The organism is Paenibacillus sp. BGI2013, from assembly GCF_002843485.1.
Classification (GTDB): domain Bacteria; phylum Bacillota; class Bacilli; order Paenibacillales; family Paenibacillaceae; genus Paenibacillus; species Paenibacillus amylolyticus.
The window spans coordinates 501607-517340 of record NZ_PJFA01000002.1 but is presented as its reverse complement, the minus strand read 5'-3'; the positions used below and the strand labels follow the sequence as shown (position 1 = coordinate 517340).

Genomic DNA, 15734 nt, shown 5'->3' with positions numbered 1-15734 from the left:
TAAAACGATTTCGGTAATCTTATCATATAGCATATTTAACAAAAAAAACAGAGGTTCTGCGCAGGAAATTGTGAACATCCCCTCTGCAAAATCTGAACAACACCGTTTTTTCCTGGCATAGTCTGGCAATCATGAATAAGAGTACAACGATGTGCGCTGAACAACACCCCATACGATAGATTGAAGATAATCAAGGAGGAAAAAAAATGAGCGACAATCAGCAGCCCAAGACGGGTCTGCCCCCGGTCCCCGAATCGCTGTGGCGTGCTACGCACCAATTCGATGCCTATCCAAAACTGACCGAAGATATCACCGCGGATGTAGCGATTATTGGTGCCGGTATTGCCGGGATCACTACAGCCTATCTGCTCGCACAGACGGGTATGCGTGTAGTCGTGCTAGAAGCTGGAAAAGTATTGGATGGCACGACCGGTCATACCACGGCCAAGGTATCTGCACAGCACGGTGTCATATTTGATGAAATTATGCATCACTTCGGACAAGAACAGGCTCGGATGTACTATGAAGGCAATGCCGATGCCGCGAAGTGGATGCGCAATCTGGTGAAGGAAAAACAGGTTGATTGCCAGTGGGCAGAGGAAGATGCCTACGTCTACATTCAATCGGAGGAAAACATCAAAAAACTGGAGATCGAGCTGACCGCCTATGGCAAACTCAATATCCCTGGTGAGTGGGTAGACCCACTCCCTATTCCAGTTCCCGCAAGGGCAGGCATTCGCATGCCGGGTCAGGCACGATTTGATCCGCTAGCCTACCTGCACTACTTGCTCGATTCCGCTGTGAAACAAGGAGTACAGATCTACGAGCATACGACTGTTACGGATGTAGAGGAAGACGCTTCCCTGCATGTCAGAACTTATGGAGATGGCCCATCCGTAACAGCGGAACATATTGTTGTGGCTTCTCATTTTCCCGTCTATGATCCCGGATTTTATTTCACACGATTACACGCCGAACGATCCTACGCTGTATTAGTCGAACCGGAGAAAGCCTATGCGGGTGGCATGTACATCTCGGACGATACACCGTACCGCTCCTTGCGTACCGTCTTACATGATGGTAAGGAACTTATCCTCTTTGGCGGTGAAAATCATAAAACTGGACAAGGCATCTGTACCTTTGGTCATTATGAACGCCTAGAGCAGTTCGCAGCGGAGACATTTGGCATTCGCAACATTCCTTTTCGCTGGTCAGCCCAGGATCTGATCTCCATCGACAAGGTGCCTTACATCGGACCGATTACCGGAAGACATGAACGAGTCTATGTGGCGACCGGGTTTGCCAAATGGGGAATGACAACTGGCACGATGGCAGGACACCTTCTTGCAGATCGCATCACTGGACGTGACAACCCTCATGCTGCCATATTCGATCCGGCAAGATTCAAGGCCGATCCTGGTATGAAACACTTTATTGTGGAAAATGTGAATGTAGCAAAGGAATTAATCTCCGGTAAAGTAGGCATTGTGCATAAAAAGGTTAGCGATATTGGTGAAGACGAAGGAGCCGTCGTTCGTCATAATGGCAAACGTGCTGGCGCCTACAAGGACACCAGTGGCAAGCTGTTTCTGGTGGATACTACCTGCACCCATCTGGGTTGCGAAGTCGAATGGAACGAGGGCGAACGTTCGTGGGATTGCCCATGCCATGGTTCCCGCTTTGATTATGCAGGCCATGTCATTGAGGGCCCTGCTGTGGAAGACCTTAAAGTCCTGGATGCACAAGAATAACCGACATTTAGCGATTAACCTGTAACCAAAGAAACAAAAGTTCATCTCACAGACCGGATCGGAATCCGCCTCCAGACGGAAGTAACCGATCCGGTTTTTGCGTATGCTGAATATAGCTAAACAAACAGCTTCAGCTGATCATCAGTATTAAACGAACTTATTATCGATCAATCGTGATACGGAACTATTTTAAAGTCACTACCTTGCATTAAACAGTACTGGATGCTATGATGAATTCACCACTACTGAATAATATACACTAGCTATATAATGAAGCTACTAAGGAGGAACCTGTGTGAATGTGAACATCCAGTTCAAAAAAGGAGTATTGGAGCTGTGCGTCCTGGTATTAATTAACCGCCAGGATCGGTATGGCTACGAACTGGCTCAGGCGGTCTCCAAACATATCGAAGTTGCTGAAGGTGCACTGTATCCCTTGCTTCGCCGGCTTGTAAATGACGGTTACTGCACCACCTATCTGCAAGAATCAAGCGAAGGACCGCCGCGCAAGTATTACCGACTGTCCGATACAGGTCGCGACTACATGACGGCACTGACGACAGAGTGGAATGATTTTGTGCGCAATGTCGCAAATCTGATTGAGGAAGGAATCCCCAATGAATAGACAACAATTTATGAAAGCCATGGAAATTCATCTACGGCCGATGGACCCATTCGAACGGGCTGAGTTGCTCGCCGACTATGATCAACATTTCGAGCTCGGACTACGAGAAGGCAGGCTGGAAGAAGAGATCGCTCGGGAACTCGGACAGCCGGAAGAAATCGCCAAGGAAGCACTCGGTGATCGTTATGACATGCATACGCCGGGTTCAGACGCGTTCTATGCACCGACGTATCGCGAGATGCGGTCACCCAGAAACAACACCAGCGCCACTCGCAAATTTTTCACAGCCATCGGCCTGTTATTCTTGAATCTGATCCTTGGCATTCCTCTTGGTCTCATGATGTGGTCGGTATGGCTTGTTATTGCCAGCCTTTCCTTGCTGGTAGTGGCTCCTGTAGCAGCAGTTGTGGACTTTGTATTCCTGGGCCAACTCGATAAACCGGAAATTTTCGTTGCGATTGGCGCTTTCGGTGTCGGCATTTTGTTTGCCATCGCATCGAAGTATGTTTTTAGAGCCTTCAAAAACACTACTCTTCAATACATTCAATGGAATAAAAATATGATGAAAGGAGATGTTTCCGCATGAGTACCAAAAAATGGCTTGCGCTTGCCGTGATATGTATCGGAATAGGTTTGCTCGGGACATCCATCTATGGCGTTCAGTTCGGGGATGAACGGGAGCATTATTCTAAACGATGGGATTTCAAAGCAGATGAATTGCAGAACATTATCATGAATGCTAATTTCAGTGCAGATATTGAATTTGTCATAAGCCCCGATTCGAATGGTTATATCGAAGTGGATGGTAAATGGGACCCTACCGTAGTCAAAAGCTTCGAACAAGCCACTTTATCCAAAGGCACATTCCAACTGTCTCAGACAGCACGTGAACGATTGCAATTTTTCACCTTGTACTGGAATGATCAAGACTCCACAATAACGGTTGCTCTGCCTGAAGGACACCAATTAAATGAGGTTAAGCTGGACTCCTCTTCAAGTGACTGGGATCTGACAGGTCTGAATGCCAATCAGCTTGAGCTGAACAATACCTCAGGTTCCATACGTCTGGAAAATATTAAGGCGCCCAATATTGAATTGGTTCTAACTTCTGGTGACATTAACGCTTCCATGATTGATGGAGACATGACCGTGAAACAGACATCCGGAAGCTTCACTGCTGATCAGATAGTCGGTCAAGTCAACAGTGAGATTAAATCAGGAGATATTGAGATCACTGAATTGAATGGTGCGGCCGATGTTAAATTCACCTCGGGTAGCATTCATATTGAACAGTCCCATGCTGCGCCAATCAATGCATCCGGAACATCTGGAGATATTTTCATTCAAGCTGCACCTGATTTTGACGGAATCTATGATGCTAAGGCTACTTCCGGAAGTGTCGATGTACCTGAATCGCCAATGGTGAGCCGCGAAGTGATCAAGGCCCGTACTTCTTCTGGTAGCATCGAGATTACCAGATAGTGATGAAGCCAATTTCCGAACTGTGGGTAATAATAGTATAATTGAATGCTAGTCCATTTCTAAGGAGGAATTACCCACATGGAACTTAAAAATAAAACAGCGATCATCACAGGTGCCGGAAAAGGTATCGGCCGTGCGATCGCTGAAGCTCTTGCCAAAGAAGGAGTGCACCTCGGCCTTATTGCACGTACCGCTTCCGATCTTCAGGCTCTGCAACAGTCTCTGAGTCAAGAATACGGTGTGAAAGTAACCAGTGCAGTAGCAGATATCTCGGATCGCACGCAGGCCGAAGCCGCTGTAGCAGCCATCGAGATGGAACTCGGTGCGGTGGATATCCTTATCAATAATGCGGGGATCGGAAAGTTCGGAACGTTCATGGAGATGGAGCCGGAAGAGTGGGAGCGCATCCTGCATGTTAACGTTATGGGTACATATTACGTTACACGCGCTGTCCTTCCGAGCATGATCAAGGAAAGTAGCGGCAGCATTATCAATATTGCTTCCACTGCAGGTGAGCGCGGATTCGCTACAGGTTCGGCATACTGCGCGTCCAAGTTTGCATTGCTTGGCATGACCGAATCTCTGATGCAGGAAGTGCGCAAGTCCAACATTCGTGTAACGGCACTGACTCCAAGCACCGTTAATACGGAGCTTGCGACCAATGCCGGACTGAAAATTGGCGACGAAGATCGCATGATGCAAGCGGAAGATGTAGCTGAACTTGCACTCGCAACGCTCAAGCTGTCCGACCGTGTCTTCGTTAAAGCAGCAGGCATCTGGACGACTAATCCGCAATAGGCAGAGTCTCCCTCTGTCTTTTCTAACGAACTTCTCGCACCCTATTGTTGTCATATGCAGGAAATGAGAAACGTAACGAATCTCAGAAACATTATTTCGCTAAAAGTCTGTGAACTGTAGCCAAAATACACACACAGCAGTGAAATAAAGCGTATGAGGTTCGTTACATCTCTGCACCTGCTTAAACTCACCTAATAGGGCTCGCTCAGTTCGTTAGAAATATAAAAGGACGTTTCCCATTGTACATGTATGCAGGTTCGCATGTTCATGACTTGGGAGCCGTCCTTTTTGTATTTTACAGATGATCCAGACCCAATTCTCTGGACACCGCAATGAGCACCACCGCAGGCTCCTCACCGATATTGGTCACTTCATGGGGCACGATCGCATTCCAGGTAAACGAATCACCCACTTCAAGAACTTCCACATCTTCGCTTTGCTCCGCACGAATCTTGCCCTGCAACACCAGATGACTTTCCTCCCCGGCATGTTTGCTTACCCCGGTCGATGCGCCTGGCGGCAACTCCACAATGGACATACGCATCGCACCTTTGGCTGTAAGCTGCTGCACTTTGATCTGTCCGCTTCCTGCTGTCGTCTCCTTGCGCTCGTTCTTGCGTACCACATTCATCCGTTGCTCCGGTGTCAGCAGCAAATAGGGCAGTGGCACTTCCAGATAATCCGCAATACTTTCAAGCGTAGCAATGGAAGGTGATGTTTTGTTATTTTCCACGTTGCTGATAAAACCTTTGGACAACCCCGTGCCCTCACACATCTGCATGATCGTAATCTGTTTCTGTTTGCGGATCGTACGAATAGCCAAGCCAATATCCATATTGCGTCCCTCCCCTTCTATTCACCTATATAAGACACCAGACGTAAGCTTAGCTACTACAGGTTATCTATTCGGCGCTTGCCTCAACAAATATAATCCGATTACCAAACGGATCTGTCACGGTCATTTCTCTTGATTGCCAAGGGGTCTCCTCTATACCGGGTCTCGCATTTTTGTACTCTTTCTGACGAAGTGCACCATGAAATGTATCCAAGTTATCTGTTTCCACGCGCAAGGCAGCTCCAGGTGTACAATCTCCATGATGTTCGGAGAGATGAATCACGATGGAATCGAGCGAAACCTGCATATATAAGGGCATTTCTTGCTCAAATCGATGTTCCCAATCCAATTGGAAACCCAGGTATTCAAGGTAAAACTCTCTAGCTTTATTTTCATCAAATATTCTCAAAATAGGCACGATACTCTTTAACATCCTGATCACGTCCTCGGGAATAAAATATGAACCATGCGCAACGACACTTCTTTTAAATCCATTCAAGGTTTCTTATAAACAACATATATTCATCATACAAAAAAAGTATTGACCCTACAATGAAACCATGATAAATTTTGTTCATAAATAAGAATATTTATTTCATATTGGTGAACTTTATTGTCAGAACGATATATTTAACTCATTCCTCTTCAGGTGGTGTTTTTAATGAATTCTCCTTATATACATGAAGTCCGATTACCGTCTCATTACAATCCAGATCAACGTTATCCTGTCATTTTCGCCTTACATGGCATGGGATCAGATGAGCAAGATATGCTTCGTTTAATGGAGCCTATGCAGTCTGATTTTATTATCGTCGCCATCCGTGGACCTATCGTTCAGGGTAGTGGTTATGCTTATTTTCAGATCAAAAGCATTGGCAACCCTATCCGTGAATTGTATGATGCCTCCGTGTTGGGACTGCAACAGTTGATTGTTGATCTGTCCGCCAAATATGCTATTGATCCCACACGGCGTTATATCGCCGGATTCAGCCAGGGCGCCATTATGGCAATGACCCTATCGCTGGTGATGGGAGATGCAATTAAAGGCATTGTAGCGATGAGTGGGTACATCCCGCAATTTGTGAAAGACGAGTACATGCTGCACCCCGATTCGGAGCTGTCTGTGTTCATCTCGCATGGAGATCAGGATCATCTATTCCCGCTGCAACTGGGCGAAGATAACGCCAATTTCTTCCGTCAACACACCAATCACGTCACATATGTACCTTACAACGGTGGACACCAGGTGACCCCCGAACTATATCAACAATTCCAACACTGGCTTCGGACGGATGCAAATCTGACTACCGAAGACCCGAAAGGACTGAATTCATAATGATGCCATCTCTTTTTATTGCTCACGGTGCCCCATCACTGGCACTGGAGGAGAATGTGTACACCGAATTTTTGCAAAAACTTGGACAGGAACTGCCGAAACCCAAAGCAATCGTATTGTTCTCTGCTCACTGGGAATCCACAACTCAGCTTGTATCCTCGGTAGCCAACTATGAGACCATTTATGATTTCGGCGGTTTCCAGCCCGAGCTGTATCAGATCAAGTACCCGGCTCAAGGACAGGCAGAGACCACAGCCGAGGTGGAACGTTTATTCACAGAAGCCGGGATTCCGGTACAGACCGATGACGTTCGTGGACTGGATCACGGCGCTTGGGTCGTTCTACGCCTGCTCTACCCAGATGCGGATATTCCTGTAATTGCCTTGTCCGTGAATCGCTATCTGACAGGTGAGCAGCAATATCAGGTCGGACAAGCGCTCGCTTCCTTGCGTGAGCAAGACATTCTTGTCATTGGTAGCGGAGGAACCGTCCACAATCTACGTCGATTGAACTGGGAAAGTAACGGCGTTGACCCGTGGGCATCAGAGTTCGACAACTGGCTGCATGACAAGCTGGTGAGCTGGGATACGGAGTCTCTCTTCTCCTATGATAAACTGGCACCTTCAGCTCAAGCCGCCGTGCCTACGCCGGAGCATTTTGTACCGCTGTTACTCGCCATGGGTGCGGGAGATCAGAACAAACGTGCATCGCTCCTGTTCAAAGCCTATCAGTATGGCAACCTGAGCTTGTCCTGTTGGAAGTTTGATTAAAGAGGACTATATAAAAGGTTAGTTTCACTTATATAGTAGATAAAAAATGTAGCGTGGGTTACAGGGATTACCCCTGTAACCCACGCTTATTTGTTGTTAGGAGTGACTTTCATGATGGTTGTACGTAATCGATTGGAATGGAGACAGGTGTGCTGATATGCAACAACCGCCTATAAATAATGAGACCATTGTATTACATAAGCAAGGTCTCCGGTTTCTTGTGTGCTTTTCCGGATTATAACTATAATATGAGGTGAAATTAGGCACAGTTTGCTCGCATATCACTCACCATATTATCTGAATAGCTCATACGGAGGGAATTGGATGCCAGAACAGCGTATATATGAATTGATGGAAGAACTGGATATGTTGCTGGAGGAGAAGGTACAGGATGAGGAAAACCGGGAGCTCTTGGAGGCATATCGCGAGTTTGAAGGCGTGACGGATGAGCATCTCGACGCATTCGAGCGTGAACAAGGTATTCGATTACCTGCTGATTTTCGTGCGTTTTATAAACGTAAAAATGGGAGTGGTTATGGCTTTCACGTCTTGTACCCAAGCCTTGAGGAAGGACGGGAATCCGAGCCATTTTACCTGTTATCCCTGGAAAAAATTCAAAAGGAGCAGTCCACGCTGGTGGAGAACCGCATGGATGATTATTTTACCGAAGAAGAGATCCGTGAGCTTGATCCCCGAATCAAACCCTACCTTTTTCAAAAGAAATGGATCACGTTTGGCATGCTTGGAGGTGGTTCGCTGTATCTGATGTTCGACTTTGATCCGACAGAGCAAGGAACGGTTGGACAGATTATTATGTACGTGCATGACCCGGATTTTGTATATTATGTCGCTGGGACGTTTACGGAACTATTGGAACAATCCAACCGCAATTTACGTGCCTTGGAAGCCATTGAGTACTGAAATGCGCATGATGATATGACCTTTTTTGCATAATGCTGGGATATGTCAAAGCGGTTATAATAACATTTAGTGGAAATGCACATGCTGTATAGATAAGACTGCCTTTTCTACACCTAATACATTGATCTGGGAGGAACATACGAAGTGGCTGAACAACCGAAGTCTGAGAGCTTTATGTCTCTCATCAAAAAAGGAAACACATCCTCCGCCGTAGCGATGGCAGGTAATGCTGTTCTTGCTGTGTGCAAAGGGGGAGCCTTCCTATTCAGTGGCAGTGGTGCCATGTTCGCTTCGGCGATGCATTCACTCGCTGATGCCATTAACCAAGGGTTTGTCTTTGTCGGAAGTGTGTTGTCCGAGAAAAAACCTACACGCCGCTTCCCGACCGGATTCGGACGGGTCATTAACATTTTCTGTATGATCGCCGTTATTGTTGTTACCATTATGGCGTATGAAACGATCCATGAAGGCATCCATCTGTTGCAGCATCCTGTTGGTCATACCGGCGGTCTCTGGATTAACATCGGAGTGCTTGTTCTGAACATTCTGATCGACGGTGCCATTCTGATCAAAGCCATGAAGGAAATCCTCAAAGAAGCACGCGCACCCAAAGCCGCCGGATTTGCCTTGGTCCCTGCTGCCATTAAAAATGTAGGCCGTGCTGCACCGCCAACCCGTCTCGTGTTCTACGAAGATGTTGTCGCTGTACTCGGTGCCCTGCTTGCGCTGATTTCCGTCGTGGTGATTGCCTTGACCAACTTTGCATTGCTCGATGGCATTGTGACAACGATTATTGGATGTCTGATGATCGCTGTAGCCTTCCGTGTCGGTTACGATAATATGATCGGATTGATCGGTGTTGCGGCTCCGCAGGATATTGAGGACAAAGTGTCCCAGACTATTCTCGCAGACACACACGTTGCTGACATTCAGATGATGCGTATCATTCAGGAAGGCCGTTATTATCATGTCGAAGGTCTGATTGAGTTGACCAAAGGACTCAGTCTTGCCGATGCGGATGACATCAAGTTCCGTATTCAGGAGAAACTGATGACAAACCCCGACATCGCCGACGCTGCCATCTCCATTATTGAGGATGACGGTGTGAACAGCTGGGGCAAGAAACATTCGGATGTGGTGAAATAACAAGCTTCGTTTTGGATGACTCAGCTTTACCATTCAGTAGTTGCTCAATTTAAGTTTAACTGTTGACTAAACAGTCAACGAATCGTATATTCTTAATAACAGATCTCGCCCGCACCTCTGCTTATGCATGTGGAACAGGGCGAGACATTTTTGCGTTATGGGGGTATTTTCCTTGCCAGATGATGTTCAGCTACGTGAAATGAAAGCGCCTACTACATATGAAGAACAGCTCGAAAAGTTTAAAAACCGAAAAATGACAATTGAAAATGATGTAGAAGCAATTACAATCCTGAAACGCATTCACTATTACAGGTTTACTGCATATGCCTTAACTTTTAAACAGGATACCTCGGACAACTACATTGAAGGAACGACTTTCAACAAAGTGTATAAGCATTATTTGTTTGATGCAGCCCTTAGAAATCACTTTATGAAGATTGTCGAGTAATCGAGATTGCCTTAAGATCACAAATTTCATACAAGCTCGCCCACGAGTATGGTGCTCTTGGATATACGAATGCCGCTAATTTTTCTAAAATTCAATTTCACCAACGCTTTATGGAGGATTTGCAAAAATGCATTCAAAAACAGCACAAAGAAGTGCTTATTGCTCATCATAGAGAGAATTACCAAGATAGATATCCTATCTGGGCGGCCTTTGAAGTTAGTACAATTTCTATGATGTCCTCACTCTATAAAAATTTAAAAACGTCTGACAAAAAATCTATTGATCGAGAATACTACCCTTCTCGAAACATAAGTTATAGGGAACTTAAGAACTGGTTCCACGTCTTAACTGTTTTTAGGAATAGATGTGCTCACTACAGCAGACTTTTTAATTATAGAATCCCTGTTACCATAAGATACACACGAAATGATGAATTATTAGGCTTAGACAAAGCCTTTCTTTTTGGAGCTATCTACAATGCGAAGTACCTGATAAAGGATAGAACAATCTGGGATAGTTGGGTGACTGAGCTATCCTCATTAATCGAAGCTTACACTATAGTTGATATATCCCTTTTGGGATTCCCTACAAACTGGGAGCATCTGCTACGAAAGCAATGATAATTCTCTCTCGCAACATGCAAGCCTAAATCAAATTTTTCTGTGTAACTTGTTCACCACCGTTTGGCACGGATTGTTTGCATGAAAAAACGACTGAGCATCTTTCGAACCTAGACTTTGGTCTAGGTTCATTTTAACTCCAAAGACGGAGGATAGAGTTTTCCAGTTCATGGTATGCTGTGAATAACGAAAGTAATTGCTCTACATACAACCGTTCGGAAAATTGATCTTGTATTAAGAAGGAGAGATATTATGGCTAAACGTACGATCCTTGCGCCTGTTCTCATTTTGCTGGGCGTGTACCTGATTCTGAACCAGGGAGGTTCACTCGGTCCAGGTACAATCTTCGCTACATTCTGGCCCACGTTGTTCGTGATTCCACTCGGGCTGTTCTTCCACTGGCTGTACTTCTCCATGATTGGCAGAGGGGTTGGACTGCTGGTTCCTGGTGGACTGCTGCTCACCGTCGGTATCGTCTGTCAGATCGCCATGCTGTTCAACAATTGGAGTACAATGTGGCCGGGCTTCATTCTGGCTGTTGCTGTTGGTTTGTTCGAATTGTATTGGTTCGGTGGTCGGAACAAATGGTTGCTGATTCCCATCAACATTCTAACGGTGATATCGTTGCTATTCTTCGCTGTGATGTCGATTGGCACGATGCTGAGCAGCTTGAGTTTTATTCAACCGTTCGTGGCGATTGTGTTGATTATGGGTGGGGCATGGATCATGGTGGGTCGCAAAAAACGCATGTAGTGGCAATTATATAAGATGAATGGGGTGCGATTAACTGAGTCACTGCGGTGACAGTACAACTTCGGATCGCTGTTATCCCCGGATTTTTTTGAATCCCATCTAGCAATGGGAAAACCCGTTGATAAAGGCGACCGCTTCGCTTCCTTCGTTTGTTCTGTCCCCTCCGTTAACGTTTGATCTTAAATGTTCATCTTATATGGCACTTCAAGCGCTATTGCTCTGAAGTAAGTAATAAAAAAGGGGTGCTGCTCGTCATTCAAATGAAATGACGAGCAACACCCCTTTTTGTCTTTTTTGCAAATCTAACGAAATGTGCACACGTTATTGGCGGTTATTTACTGTGCATTTTAAACTCCAGGAACAGGTCGTTATAATGTGAGAGCATTTTTTTACCCAGATTATCGTAGACCTCCAGCTTACCTGTCAGTGTCTCGTCTGGATAGAAGCGTTCATCCTCCGAGATGTCCTCTGGCAGCAGCTTAAGCGCCTCGGCGTTTGGTGTGGAATACCCGACATACTCGGCATTGCGAGCGGCATGATCCGGGTCCAGCATGAAGTTGATAAACTGGTGTGCCCCTTCAATATTACTCGCCGTCTTCGGAATAACCATGTTATCGAACCATAGGTTCGAGCCTTCTTCAGGCACCATGTAATCCAGCTTGTCGTTCTCATCCATAATCTCCGATGCATCCCCGGACCATACAAGTCCAACTGCCGCTTCCTCGTTCGCAAGCAGCATCTTGATCTCGTCTCCGACAATTGCTCTGACGTTTGGCGTCAGTGTAGACAGCTTCTTCAGCGCTTCTTGCAGATGATCTTCGTTGGTATCGTTCAGGGAATACCCGAGACTGTTCAATCCCATCCCAATGACTTCACGTGCGCCATCAAGGAGCAGGATTTGATTTTTCAGACGCGGGTCCCACAGGTCATTCCAGCTATCAAACGTTAATCCATCCACCAGTTCGGGATTGTACACAACCCCCACCGTTCCCCAGAAATAAGGGATGGAGTACTTGTTGCCTTCATCAAAGGACAAGTCCATGAACCGCGGATCAATGTTATCCAGGTGGGTCAATTTGCTATGATCGAGTGGAACGAGTAGGTCTTCCTCTTTCATTTTGCTAATCGCATATTCGGAAGGAATCGCCACATCGAACGTAGTACCGCCCTGCTCAATCTTGGTCAGCATCGCTTCATTGGAGTCAAACGTCTGATAGATAACCTTAATGCCTGTCTCGTCCTCAAACTCCTTGAGCAGATCGGGGTCGATATAATCGCCCCAGTTATAGATGGTCAGCGTGTTGCCGCCAGAATACCCCTGACTCTTGTTCAGATACGAAGCCAGGATCATTAGGGCAAACGCGGCCACAAAAACAAGCGCAAATGTCCGTACCAGTTGCTTCATGGTCGCAGCCCCTTTCCTCCGGGTGGTATCCGTGTTGCACGGCGGTTAATGAAGTAATATCCAACCACCAGCAACACCGTGAGCAGGAACAATAGGGTGGACAGAGCATTGATGGACAACGAAACGCCCTGCCTTGCTCTGGAGTATATCTCTACAGAGAGTGTGGAGTATCCATTACCCGTGACGAAGAATGTTACTGCAAAATCATCGAGCGAGTACGTCAATGCCATGAAGAATCCGGCAAAAATACCCGGTTTCACGTATGGCAACACCACACGCGTCAGAATCTGCCATGAGCCAGCACCCAGATCGCGTGCCGCGTCCATCAGAGTTGGACTCATCTCCTGCAGCTTCGGCAGTACCATGATCACGACAATTGGTACGCTGAATGCAATATGAGACAGCAGAACCGAAGTGAAGCCCAGTTTGATACCAATCATGGTGAACAGAATCAGGAACGATGCACCAATGATGACATCCGGACTAACGATGAGCACGTTATTGAGTGACAGTAGCGTGTTCTTGGTCCGTTTGCGACGCACATGGTAGATCGCCAGTGCTCCTGCTACACCAAGGATCGTCGAGATCGCTGATGACAGGAGCGCAATGATAAATGTATTCAGCACAATGATGAGCAGCCGAGTATCAGCGAACACCTCTTTGTACCATTCAAGCGTGAATCCTTCGAAGCTGCGCATGTGGCCGCCACTATTGAAGGAATAGAAGATCAGATACGCAATCGGTGCGTACAATATGGCGAATACAACGGCTAGATAGACGTTAGACAGCTTTCCGTTTCTTCCCATTACGCACCTCCTTCTTGCCTGATCCAGTCAGGAACATAATAATCGCCATCGCAATAATCAAAAAGACGGCAATTGTTGAACCCATCCCCCAGTCCTGGGTGACGAGAAAATGCTGTTCGATCGCTGTTCCCAGCGTAATTACACGGTTCCCCGCAATGAGGCGGGTAATCATGAACAGAGACAGCGCAGGAATAAATACAGCCTGACAGCCTGATTTTACTCCACTAATCGTCAGTGGAAAGATAACCCGGCGGAATGTCAGCCACGATGAGGCTCCCAGATCACGCGCCGCATAGATCAACGATGGATTCATCTCTTCCAGCGCATTGAAGATCGGCAGGATCATGAATGGAATGAAGATGTACACCGAGACAAAAATAAAGCTGAAATCGGTGAACAAAATCTGCTGTGTACCAATACCCACCACTTCAAGCAGGGAGTTGGTCAGACCGTACGTTCCGAACAGGCCGATGAAGGCGTACGCTTTTAGCAAAAGATTGATCCAGCTTGGCAGAATGATCAGCAGCAACCATAGTTGTTTGTGCTTCGTCCGGGTCAGCATATACGCCGTTGGATACGAGATCAGCAGTGAGAACGCCGTAATCAGAAATGCATACCAGAACGAACTGAGCGTCATCTGCAAGTACACCGGTGTGAAGAATCTGGCGTAGTTGCCAAACGTGAAGTTACCCTCCACATCGAAGAATGAATAATAGATGACCAGCAGAACCGGCGCCACAACAAACAACACCATCCATAATACATATGGAATCAGATACGCATTGCGTGTGCTGGCCTTAGTCTGCATGAGCGGCCTCTTGGTAGGCTTCGAGTCGTTTGTCGAACTCTTCTTCGGTCTCGTTAAAGCGCATGACGTGTACTGCTTCCGGGTCAAAATACAGTCCAATCCGTGCGCCGACAACGGCTTTCTTGGTTGAATGAACAAGCCACTCATTGCCCGCATCATCGTACGTGGATATCTCGTAATGCACCCCGCGGAATAACTGGGAATCCACATTAACCTTGAGTTTGCCTTGGTCTTCGGTTGTAATCTCCAGATCCTCTGGGCGAATGACAATCTCTACCGGCTCGTCCCGCTGGAGACCCTGATCAACACACTCGTGCTGTGCGCCAGCGAATTCCACCACAAAGTCCTGCTTCATTTTGCCCGATACAATGTTCGATTCACCGATAAAGTCTGCTACAAAGCGGTTAATCGGCTCATCATAGATATCATTCGGTGTACCGCTCTGTTGAATCACGCCGCCATTCAGGACAAAAATCTCGTCGGACATCGCCAAGGCTTCTTCCTGATCATGCGTAACAAAGATAAACGTGATGCCCAGTCGCTGTTGCAGCTCCCGTAGCTCGTACTGCATTTCGGTCCGCAGCTTCAGATCAAGTGCCGAAAGCGGCTCGTCCAGTAGCAGAATTTCAGGTTCGTTCACAATGGCGCGTGCAATCGCGACACGTTGTCGTTGTCCGCCGGACATTTCGCCAATCTCCCGGTTTTCATACCCGGATAGATTGACGAATTTGAGGGCTTCCAACACTTTGCTGCGAATTTCAGCCGTTTTCATCTTTTTGATCCGCAAACCAAAGGCTACGTTCTCAAATACATTCAAATGTGGAAATAACGCATAATCCTGAAATACGGTATTCACCTGCCGCTGGTGGGCAGGCACTCGGTTGATGAGCGCACCGTTAAAATAAATACTGCCCTGTGTCGGCTCCGCAAAACCAGCAATCAGCCGCAATATCGTTGTTTTCCCGCAGCCCGATGGGCCAAGAAGCGTATAAAATTTACCCCGCTCAATCTCAAAGCTGACCGCCTTCAATACGGCTTCATCCTGATCGTATTGCTGAGTCACCGCTTCGAAGCGGATAATCGGTTGTTGTTCTGACATGCTTCACATCGCCCCCTTATACTTGAGGTACCTCTTAAGTCTGTACACTTTCGTTCATGCATCCTTATAGATAACCCATCTATTATATATGATTCAGGTATATCCGCAATGGTTTTGATGTAAACGCCGCG

The 15734-nt window shown here is 46.7% G+C and carries 16 protein-coding genes and 1 pseudogene; 11 read left to right on the top strand and 6 right to left on the bottom strand.

From position 1 onward, the window contains the following. The first annotated feature begins 206 nt into the window (after positions 1-206). The 5 genes from CXK86_RS06160 to CXK86_RS06140 all read left to right on the top strand — a co-directional run bounded on the left by CXK86_RS06160 (position 207) and on the right by CXK86_RS06140 (position 4656). Entirely contained in the window at positions 207-1751 is a 1545-nt protein-coding gene (locus CXK86_RS06160) for an FAD-dependent oxidoreductase (protein ID WP_076253691.1), read from the top strand. Between the two features lie 295 nt (positions 1752-2046). Then, positions 2047-2376 carry a PadR family transcriptional regulator gene (locus CXK86_RS06155; RefSeq protein WP_076253692.1) on the top strand — a complete coding sequence of 110 codons (330 nt, stop codon included), beginning with the start codon at positions 2047-2049 and terminating at the stop codon, positions 2374-2376. Continuing rightward, positions 2369-2962: a DUF1700 domain-containing protein gene (locus CXK86_RS06150; protein ID WP_076253693.1), complete on the top strand. Its 594-nt coding sequence runs from the start codon at positions 2369-2371 to the stop codon at positions 2960-2962. Before CXK86_RS06155 ends, CXK86_RS06150 begins: the two co-directional genes overlap by 8 nt. Then, entirely contained in the window at positions 2959-3858 is a 900-nt protein-coding gene (locus CXK86_RS06145) for a DUF4097 family beta strand repeat-containing protein (RefSeq protein ID WP_036667854.1), read from the top strand. The genes CXK86_RS06150 and CXK86_RS06145 overlap by 4 nt, the downstream gene beginning before the upstream one ends. A gap of 78 nt (positions 3859-3936) precedes the next feature. Next, positions 3937-4656, top strand: a complete 720-nt coding sequence (locus CXK86_RS06140; protein ID WP_017691809.1) for a 3-ketoacyl-ACP reductase — start codon at positions 3937-3939, stop codon at positions 4654-4656. A 295-nt stretch (positions 4657-4951) separates the two neighbouring features. Here the strand turns inward: CXK86_RS06140 and CXK86_RS06135 are convergent, their stop codons facing one another. Further along, positions 4952-5491 (bottom strand): helix-turn-helix domain-containing protein, encoded by a 540-nt coding sequence (locus CXK86_RS06135; protein WP_076253694.1) that lies wholly within the window; start codon positions 5489-5491, stop codon positions 4952-4954. 67 nt (positions 5492-5558) lie between these two features. Beyond that, positions 5559-5924, bottom strand: a complete 366-nt coding sequence (locus CXK86_RS06130; RefSeq protein ID WP_047840788.1) for a glyoxalase superfamily protein — start codon at positions 5922-5924, stop codon at positions 5559-5561. 228 nt (positions 5925-6152) lie between these two features. On the opposite strand from CXK86_RS06130, the gene CXK86_RS06125 reads away from it, so the two are divergent. The 6 genes and pseudogenes from CXK86_RS06125 to CXK86_RS06095 all read left to right on the top strand — a co-directional run bounded on the left by CXK86_RS06125 (position 6153) and on the right by CXK86_RS06095 (position 11485). Further along, positions 6153-6827, top strand: a complete 675-nt coding sequence (locus CXK86_RS06125) for an alpha/beta hydrolase (RefSeq protein WP_076253695.1) — start codon at positions 6153-6155, stop codon at positions 6825-6827. After that, entirely contained in the window at positions 6827-7597 is a 771-nt protein-coding gene (locus CXK86_RS06120) for a DODA-type extradiol aromatic ring-opening family dioxygenase (RefSeq protein ID WP_036612835.1), read from the top strand. Before CXK86_RS06125 ends, CXK86_RS06120 begins: the two co-directional genes overlap by 1 nt. Positions 7598-7921: 324 nt before the next feature. Continuing rightward, complete coding sequence (locus CXK86_RS06115; RefSeq protein ID WP_101313528.1) at positions 7922-8518, top strand: SMI1/KNR4 family protein; 597 nt, start codon at positions 7922-7924, stop codon at positions 8516-8518. 144 nt (positions 8519-8662) lie between these two features. After that, positions 8663-9664 (top strand): cation diffusion facilitator family transporter, encoded by a 1002-nt coding sequence (locus CXK86_RS06110; protein ID WP_101313527.1) that lies wholly within the window; start codon positions 8663-8665, stop codon positions 9662-9664. A gap of 127 nt (positions 9665-9791) precedes the next feature. After that, positions 9792-10732: pseudogene (locus CXK86_RS32970) on the top strand (Abi family protein). 252 nt (positions 10733-10984) lie between these two features. Continuing rightward, entirely contained in the window at positions 10985-11485 is a 501-nt protein-coding gene (locus CXK86_RS06095) for a hypothetical protein (protein WP_036667859.1), read from the top strand. 331 nt (positions 11486-11816) lie between these two features. Here the strand turns inward: CXK86_RS06095 and CXK86_RS06090 are convergent, their stop codons facing one another. The 4 genes from CXK86_RS06090 to CXK86_RS06075 are packed head-to-tail and all read right to left on the bottom strand — an operon-like array spanning position 11817 to position 15603. Further along, positions 11817-12890: an ABC transporter substrate-binding protein gene (locus tag CXK86_RS06090; RefSeq protein WP_074092622.1), complete on the bottom strand. Its 1074-nt coding sequence runs from the start codon at positions 12888-12890 to the stop codon at positions 11817-11819. After that, on the bottom strand, positions 12887-13696 hold the full coding sequence (locus tag CXK86_RS06085) for an ABC transporter permease (protein ID WP_036612847.1): 810 nt from the start codon (positions 13694-13696) through the stop codon (positions 12887-12889). Before CXK86_RS06085 ends, CXK86_RS06090 begins: the two co-directional genes overlap by 4 nt. Next, positions 13671-14504: an ABC transporter permease gene (locus CXK86_RS06080; RefSeq protein ID WP_017691799.1), complete on the bottom strand. Its 834-nt coding sequence runs from the start codon at positions 14502-14504 to the stop codon at positions 13671-13673. Before CXK86_RS06080 ends, CXK86_RS06085 begins: the two co-directional genes overlap by 26 nt. After that, on the bottom strand, positions 14494-15603 hold the full coding sequence (locus tag CXK86_RS06075; RefSeq protein WP_036612848.1) for an ABC transporter ATP-binding protein: 1110 nt from the start codon (positions 15601-15603) through the stop codon (positions 14494-14496). The genes CXK86_RS06080 and CXK86_RS06075 overlap by 11 nt, the downstream gene beginning before the upstream one ends. Positions 15604-15734: the final 131 nt, after the last annotated feature.

Excerpts from the sequence above, each read along its gene's own strand:
- CXK86_RS06120 (WP_036612835.1), top strand. The coding sequence starts at position 6,827 with ATGATGCCATCTCTTTTTATTGCTCACGGTGCCCCATCACTGGCACTG.
- CXK86_RS06160 (WP_076253691.1), top strand. The coding sequence starts at position 207 with ATGAGCGACAATCAGCAGCCCAAGACGGGTCTGCCCCCGGTCCCCGAA.
- CXK86_RS06115 (WP_101313528.1), top strand. The coding sequence starts at position 7,922 with ATGCCAGAACAGCGTATATATGAATTGATGGAAGAACTGGATATGTTG.
- CXK86_RS06130 (WP_047840788.1), bottom strand. The coding sequence starts at position 5,924 with ATGTTAAAGAGTATCGTGCCTATTTTGAGAATATTTGATGAAAATAAA.
- CXK86_RS06135 (WP_076253694.1), bottom strand. The coding sequence starts at position 5,491 with ATGGATATTGGCTTGGCTATTCGTACGATCCGCAAACAGAAACAGATT.
- CXK86_RS06150 (WP_076253693.1), top strand. The coding sequence starts at position 2,369 with ATGAATAGACAACAATTTATGAAAGCCATGGAAATTCATCTACGGCCG.
- CXK86_RS06090 (WP_074092622.1), bottom strand. The coding sequence starts at position 12,890 with ATGAAGCAACTGGTACGGACATTTGCGCTTGTTTTTGTGGCCGCGTTT.
- CXK86_RS06145 (WP_036667854.1), top strand. The coding sequence starts at position 2,959 with ATGAGTACCAAAAAATGGCTTGCGCTTGCCGTGATATGTATCGGAATA.
- CXK86_RS06140 (WP_017691809.1), top strand. The coding sequence starts at position 3,937 with ATGGAACTTAAAAATAAAACAGCGATCATCACAGGTGCCGGAAAAGGT.
- CXK86_RS06085 (WP_036612847.1), bottom strand. The coding sequence starts at position 13,696 with ATGGGAAGAAACGGAAAGCTGTCTAACGTCTATCTAGCCGTTGTATTC.
- CXK86_RS06075 (WP_036612848.1), bottom strand. The coding sequence starts at position 15,603 with ATGTCAGAACAACAACCGATTATCCGCTTCGAAGCGGTGACTCAGCAA.
- CXK86_RS06125 (WP_076253695.1), top strand. The coding sequence starts at position 6,153 with ATGAATTCTCCTTATATACATGAAGTCCGATTACCGTCTCATTACAAT.
- CXK86_RS06095 (WP_036667859.1), top strand. The coding sequence starts at position 10,985 with ATGGCTAAACGTACGATCCTTGCGCCTGTTCTCATTTTGCTGGGCGTG.
- CXK86_RS06080 (WP_017691799.1), bottom strand. The coding sequence starts at position 14,504 with ATGCAGACTAAGGCCAGCACACGCAATGCGTATCTGATTCCATATGTA.